This window comes from Nonomuraea sp. H19 (genome assembly GCF_052068215.1).
Lineage (GTDB): Bacteria > Actinomycetota > Actinomycetes > Streptosporangiales > Streptosporangiaceae > Nonomuraea.
The window spans coordinates 189,886-196,435 of sequence record NZ_JBQHCV010000024.1; the positions used below are offsets into that span (position 1 = coordinate 189,886).

The window sequence follows — 6,550 nt, forward strand, 5'->3', positions numbered from 1 at the left end:
ACTAGCGGCCACCAGGATCGAACCCGCCATCCCCTGCCGGGCCACGCAGAACGCGTGTACTGATCATCGCCCCCAACACCTTGAGTGCCTGCCGCAGCGCATGGCGGACTCACTGCGGCAGCGACTCGGCGCTTTCCGGCCGGTTCGTTGATCAGGCCGTCCGAATGAGATATTGCATTAGATGACAGTTCGGGTCCCGGTACCACCGGTGATGCGCGGTGCGGAAGATGTGGCGGGAATGTCCGAAAAGTATGATCTTGGGGGTGGGTGGTCCGCGACCGGGGCGAGCGGAGCCCTGCGGCCGGGGTGGCTGGTGGGCAGAGAGGCGGAGTGCGAGACGCTCGACCGGCTGCTCGCGGACGTCCGCGGCGGCGAGAGCCGGGTGCTGGTGCTGCGCGGCGAGGCCGGAGTCGGCAAGTCGGCGCTGCTGGACCACCTTGTCGCGAAGTCCTCTGGGTGCCGGGTCGTAGCCGCGACAGGGGTCCAGTCGGAGATGGAACTGCCCTTCGCCGCCGTCCACCAGTTGTGCGTACCGATGCTGGACCTCCTCGATTCCCTGCCCGGACCCCAGCACGACGCGCTCGGGACAGCGTTCGGGATGCGCGCCGGTCCCGCTCCCGACCAGTTCCTCATCAGCCTCGCCGTACTCAATCTCCTGGCCCAGGCCGCCGACGAGCGTCCGCTCGTGTGCGTGATCGACGACGCCCAGTGGCTCGACCGCGCCTCGGCGCAGGTCCTCACCTTCGTGGCCCGCCGCCTCATGGCCGAAAGCGTGGCCTGTGTCTTCGCCGTCCGTGATTCCGGCGAGACCGACGTGTTGCCGGGCCTGCCCGTGATGGAGGTCGGCGGACTGCGGGACGCCGACGCGCGGACACTCGTCAACCGGGTGGTCCCCGGGCCGCTGGACGAGGAGGTGCGCGACCGGATCCTGTTCGAGTCGCGCGGCAACCCGCTCGCCCTGCTCGAACTCCCCCGCGCCGCGTCCGCGGGCGGATTCGTGGCGGCGGCGACCGGGCAGTCGCTGTCGGGCCGCCTCGAGGACGGCTTCCAGCGCCGGCTGAACGGCCTGCCGGCCGACAGCCGGATGATGCTGCTGCTGGCCGCCGCCGAACCCCTCGGCGATCCGGCTCTGCTGTGGCGCGCCGCCGGCGTGCTCGGCGTCGACACCACGGCGGTCGACGAGGCCGACGAACTGATTGACTTCAGCGACCGGGTGCGTTTCCGGCATCCACTCGTCCGCTCCGCGGTGTACAACGCGGCCGTTCCGAGGGAGCGCCGACAGGCCCACGGAGCGCTGGCGGAGGCGACCGACGCCGCCACCGACCCGGACCGACGGGCCTGGCACCGCGCCCACAGCGCCGCCCACCCCGACGAGGGCATCGCCGCCGAGCTCGAACACTCGGCCGGGCGCGCCCAGGCCCGCGGCGGTCTGGCCGCCGCCGCGGCCTTCCTGGAGCGGGCGGTCGGGCTCACCCCCGATCCTGGGCGCCGGGCCGAACGCGCGCTCGACGCCGCCAGGGCCAAGCACCTGGCCGGCGCGCCCGAGTCCGCACTGGCGCTGCTGGCGGCGGCCGAGGCCGGGCCGCCGGACCGACTGCGCCGTGCCAAGGCCGAATCCCTGCGCGCCGAGATCGCCCTGACCTCGAACCGCGGCACCTCCGCTCCGGCGATCCTGCTCAAGGCCGCCAAGCAGCTCGAACCACTCGACATCAACCTGTCCCGCGACACCTATCTGCAGGCGCTGCTCGTGGCGATCGGCGTCCTGCCCGACTGGAACGGCATCACCGAGGTCGCGGCGGCCACCCGTGAAGCGCCCCCCGCGCCCGGCGCGCCCCGCGCCACGGATCTCGTCCTCGAAGCCCTCTCCCTGTCCTACACGCGGGACACCCTGACGGCCGAACCAGCCCTGCGGCGTGCCGTGGACGCCATCATGAGCGAGGAGACCGCCCCCGCCGAACAGCTCCGGTGGCTCTGGTTCATCAACTTCTCCGTCATGGGCCTGTGGGACGACGAGGCCAGTCTCGAACTGACCCGGTACTACCTCCGCCTGATCCGCGACTCCGGCGCGCTCGCGCTGCTGCCCCTGGTGCTCAGCATGTCCACGATGATGCTTCTTTTCGAGGGCGACCTGGCGGAGGCCGAGACCCAGAACGAGGAGGCGAAGGCGAACGCGGTCGCCGCCGACGTCTGGACCACCTCCGGAGCGATGGTGCAGACGGGTGGCGACCTCGGCCTCGCGGCGTGGCGGGGAGATGAGGAGGAGACCGAGCACCTCGCGGAGGTCATCGCGAAGGAAGGAGCGGTCCGCGGGGAGGGGAGGACGCTGGAGATCAGCCATTGGGTCCGGTCCGTCCTCTACAACGGGCTCGGCCAGTACGAAAAGGCTCTGGAAGCCGTTCTGCAGGCCAGCGTGGACCATCGGGCGCCGAGCGGCTGCGGAGTCCAATGGGCGCCCCTCGAACTCATCGAGGCCGCGGCGCGTACCGGCCGGCACGAACTGGCCTCCCGTACGCTGGAACGGCTCTCCCGATCCACCCGGGCGGGCGGCGCGGACTGGGGCCTCGGCCTCGAGGCCCGCTGCCGGGCGCTGCTCTGCGAAGGCGAGGAGGCCGATCGCCTCTACCGCGAGGCGATCGACCGGCTCGGCCGCACCCGAATGCGCGTCGACCTCGCCCGCGCCCACCTGCTCTACGGCGAATGGCTCCGCCGCGAACGCCGCCGCATCGAGGCCCGCGAGAACCTCCGCACCGCCTTCGACCTGTTCACCGAGATCGGCATGAAGGCCTTCGCCGACCGGGCCGCACGCGAGCTCCAGGCCACCGGGGAGACCGCCCGGAAGCGGAACATCGAGACCACGGAGCAACTCACCCCGCAGGAGGCGCAGATCGCCAGGCTGGCCCGCGCCCGCCTGACCAACAAGGAGATCGCCGCACGCCTGTACGTCAGCCCCCGCACCGTCGAATACCACCTGCGCAAGGTCTTCACGAAACTCGGCGTCACCTCGCGCCACCAGCTCGAAGACATCCTCTGACCCACCCGCCGCGGCGCCGCTGCCCGCGCATGCCCCTCCCTGAGGTGCCGCCGGTACGGATTCCGGCCACGCGGTACCGGCGGCCCGTTTGGAGCACCAGGAAGCGGTGCCGCCGCCCGAGCCGCTGCGGGTTGGAGACCGCGGCTGTTCGACGAGCTTGCCCGCCGTGGAGACCTCGCGCATGAGGCAGGCGATGTCGGCGGGATCTTCTCGTATTCGATCTCGCCCGGTCCCGACCCCACGAGGTCGACCCGCAGGGACTCGCCGAGGTCTGGGTGGTCGGAGCGGTTGTGGCAGCCGCGGGTCTCGCGGCGTCCAGGGGCGGCTTCGAGGCCGGGTCCACCCTGAGTTGATGTCCCCTTTGGTGATGACGCGCCGAAGGTGAACTCCGATCACGGAGGTTCGTCGCTCGACGGTTGCAAGGAGTCCGTCCGCGTCCCGAGCGGCCCGACCGGCCCGTGAATCCCGGGCGGACCGGCTCCTCCCTGGGGACCCGGGCCAGGCATCTCCCTGATGCGACCGCGGCACCTGCCCGGCCACAGTATGTGGTGTCGGTGACGGGCGTCCACCTGCGGGTCGAGCGGAGAAAGACCGGCTTCCGCGAGCAGCCGGTCCACGACTCCGGCCGGTCCGACGCCCCGGCCACCACCGAAGGAAGGAAAGACGCCATGAGCAGTCATGTCCTCGAGCCCGCGGCGCGGGAGATCGCCGACGCCACGTCCAAGCCCCCGTTCCTGTACGAGCTGGGGCCCGCGGGCACCCGCAAGGTCCTGGACGACCTCCAGGCCACCCCGGTCCCCATGTCCGATATCGACAGGTCGGCACGGTGATCACCGGCGACGCCGGCACCCACGACCGGCTCGTCCGAGAACTGGCCGTCGGCGCGCACACCGCCGTCGCCTCCGTGGCGTACGACCGCTCGCCCGAGACCCGCTCGCGATCGAGCAGGCGTACGCCGCCGCCCGGTTCCTGACGGCGGGCGGCGCGAAAGGAAATCTAGCGCGCCACCCTTCACGACCTGGCCGGTCTGCCGCCCGCGTTCGTCATCGCCGACGAGAACGACGTACTCCGCGACGAGAGCGAGGCCTGCGCCCGCCGCCTCGCAAAGGCATGCGTCCCCACCACCAGCGTCCGCCACATCGGCACGCCCCACGACTTCATGATGCTCAACCCCGTCAGCGGCACCCATGTCGTGCGGGCCCGCCGTCGCCCAGGCGATCGCGGTTCTCAAGAACGCCCTGAACATCGGAAAGGACAACGCATGAGCACCACCACCACGGAGGCGCGAGTGAGCATGCATCTTGAAGGGCGAGACCAGACGACTTCACTCGACCAGGCCGCCGTCACCTTCGTCGAAGTGCGTCCGCGCCTCTTCGGCATCGCCTACCGGATGCTCGCCAGCTCGACGGAGGCCGAGGACATCGTCCAGGAGACGTGGCTGCGGTGGCAGAACACCGAACGCTCGACCATCGCCAACCCGGCGGCGTTCCTGACCCTGATCGCGACGCGGCTGTCCCTCAACGCCGCGCAGTCCGCCCGGGCCCGCCGTGAGACCTACATCGGCCCCTGGCTGCCCGAGCCCATCGATACCAGCGCCGACCCCGCCGTCCGAGCCGAGCGGGGCGAGGCGCTCGAACTCGCTTTGCTGCTGCTGCTCGAGAAGCTCACCCCGGCCCAGCGGGCCGCTTATGTCCTCCGTGAGGCCTTCGTCTACCCCTACGAGCAGATCGCCGAGATCATTCAGCTCAGCCCGGCCAACGTCCGCCAGCTGGTGAGCCGGGCCCGCAAGCACCTGAACACCACCCAGCGTGAGCCGATCGACACCGGCGAGCACCGGCGCCTCCTGTCGACCTTCCTCGACGCCGCCCAGGAGGGGAACGTGACGGCTTTGGAAGACCTCTTCGCCGCGGACGTCGTCAGCTCCTCCGACGGCAACGGCATCAGAGGGGCGGCGCCGCGTCGGCTGATCGGCATCAATCGGGAGTCGCGCGGTTCGTCGCGGCGTACGCGCCGCGCTGCCGGCCGCGAAACCACGCCGAGTCTGCTCGAGGCCGCCTGCTGGTGTGCTTGATGACGGCCGGCCGGACGACCTGCATGGATCAGCGGAGGTCGATGGCGCGTTCAGGGCAGTCGAACACCGCCAGGCGAGCCGGGTGTTCGATGTCCGGGAACACCGCGCCGTCGCCGATCACTTGGCCGTAGCCTTCGTCGAGGGTGCAGAAGGCATGGATCTCGGGCTCAACGCGGGACGCGTGCGCGAGAAACTCCTCGACCAGGTCCATCGGGGCGAGGCCGCCGGTCCGGACCTGCTCGGCGACGGCCGCGGCCGTCAGCGGGCGGGCTGTCATCAGCTCGCCTTGATCTTTTCGGCGGTCAGGTCCGTGCGGATCTGGTCGATCTTGGCGGTGACGGTCGCGTCCGCTCCGCAGAGCACGATGCCGGAGGCGCCGGTGCCGGAGGCGAGGCCGAACAGCTTGGCCTCGGCCTTCCAGGTGCCGGCGACCAGCTGCTTCACTCCGTACTCGGTGGCGAAGCCGATGTCGGATTTGGTGAACCCGGCGAACGCGGCGTCGGTGGAGCACTCCTGGACGAGCGGGCCGCCGAGCACCTTGGTGCCGGTCTCCTTGGCGCCCTGGAGCATGCCCTGCAGACCGCTGTTGCGGATCTGATAGAAGACGTCGCCGCCCGCGCCCGCGTCGGCGGTCACGGCCTGCTTGGCCTTGGCCACGTCGTCGAAGTCGCCGGTGTACTGCGGCGGCAGCACGGCGATGTCGGGCCTGGCGTGCTTGGCGCCTGCCTCGAACTGCTTGGCCACGGCGACGATCGGTGGGATTTTCCCGCTCTCACGGCCTGGGAGAGCATCGGGCACGGTGCATCCGTGGTCACCACACCGGTGATCAAGTGCGGAACGCCAGCGTCACAGGTCTCGCTCAGGGGAACACCCCGCGACGATACTTGGGTGTGGTGACCACGTGCGCGTGGAGGCTGTGGACGACGCTCCGTCCGCGCCGGATATCGGGGTTCGGTTCCCAGGACAGTGACATGGGTCACACGCTAGTATGTTCGATGTGAAACCGGTGGTGCAGGTGAGGCTACTGGCGACACCTGAGCAGGCGGCGGCGCTGGAGGCTACCCTGCGTGCCTGCAACCACGCCGCCAACCTCACCTCCACGGTCGCGCACACCACCGGCGCGCGGCGCGAATATGCCCTCCGCAAACACGTGTACGGCCGGCTCCGGGCCGATGGGCTGGGTGCCCAGGCCGCCCAGCACGTGATCAAAAAGGTGGCCGACGCCTACACCGCGCTGCGCGCCAACCTCAACGCCGGGAACTACGGCCCGCCCGGCACCACCCGGCGGGCGAAGATCGAGGGCAAGCCGATCCGCTTCTGCTCCACGGCCGCTCAGCCGTTCGACGACCGGTGCCTGTCCTTCGACCACCACGCCCGGACGATCTCGATCTGGACCGTGACCGGCCGGGTCAAGAACATTGCCTTCACCGGCTCTGATGCCCAGCTGG

6 protein-coding genes and 2 pseudogenes are annotated in these 6,550 nt (G+C 70.6%); 6 read left to right on the forward strand and 2 right to left on the reverse strand.

Annotated features, from left to right (window positions below; translation table 11 throughout):
• The first annotated feature begins 238 nt into the window (after positions 1–238).
• From ACTMTI_RS41535 to ACTMTI_RS41555, 5 genes and pseudogenes are all read left to right on the forward strand, one after another.
• The gene (locus tag ACTMTI_RS41535; RefSeq protein WP_441126282.1) at positions 239–3,031 is read left to right on the forward strand and encodes a helix-turn-helix transcriptional regulator; all 2,793 of its coding nucleotides are present in this window, start codon (positions 239–241) and stop codon (positions 3,029–3,031) included.
• Between the two features lie 554 nt (positions 3,032–3,585).
• Positions 3,586–3,861 carry a hypothetical protein gene (locus ACTMTI_RS41540; RefSeq protein WP_441126283.1) on the forward strand — a complete coding sequence of 92 codons (276 nt, stop codon included), beginning with the start codon at positions 3,586–3,588 and terminating at the stop codon, positions 3,859–3,861.
• Positions 3,858–4,004: an alpha/beta hydrolase fold domain-containing protein gene (locus ACTMTI_RS41545; protein ID WP_441126284.1), complete on the forward strand. Its 147-nt coding sequence runs from the start codon at positions 3,858–3,860 to the stop codon at positions 4,002–4,004. The genes ACTMTI_RS41540 and ACTMTI_RS41545 overlap by 4 nt, the downstream gene beginning before the upstream one ends.
• A gap of 72 nt (positions 4,005–4,076) precedes the next feature.
• Positions 4,077–4,133 (forward strand): annotated as a pseudogene (locus ACTMTI_RS41550) (hypothetical protein); the annotation flags it as partial.
• 159 nt (positions 4,134–4,292) lie between these two features.
• Positions 4,293–5,102 carry a sigma-70 family RNA polymerase sigma factor gene (locus tag ACTMTI_RS41555; RefSeq protein ID WP_441126285.1) on the forward strand — a complete coding sequence of 270 codons (810 nt, stop codon included), beginning with the start codon at positions 4,293–4,295 and terminating at the stop codon, positions 5,100–5,102.
• Positions 5,103–5,130: 28 nt separating this feature from the next.
• Here the strand turns inward: ACTMTI_RS41555 and ACTMTI_RS41560 are convergent, their stop codons facing one another.
• Together ACTMTI_RS41560 and ACTMTI_RS41565 are read right to left on the reverse strand one after the other, a co-directional pair.
• On the reverse strand, positions 5,131–5,379 hold the full coding sequence (locus tag ACTMTI_RS41560) for a hypothetical protein (protein WP_441126286.1): 249 nt from the start codon (positions 5,377–5,379) through the stop codon (positions 5,131–5,133).
• Entirely contained in the window at positions 5,379–5,900 is a 522-nt protein-coding gene (locus ACTMTI_RS41565) for a BMP family ABC transporter substrate-binding protein (RefSeq protein ID WP_441126287.1), read from the reverse strand. Before ACTMTI_RS41565 ends, ACTMTI_RS41560 begins: the two co-directional genes overlap by 1 nt.
• Before the next feature lie 190 nt (positions 5,901–6,090).
• On the opposite strand from ACTMTI_RS41565, the pseudogene ACTMTI_RS41570 reads away from it, so the two are divergent.
• Positions 6,091–6,550 (forward strand): annotated as a pseudogene (locus ACTMTI_RS41570) (RNA-guided endonuclease TnpB family protein); the annotation flags it as partial.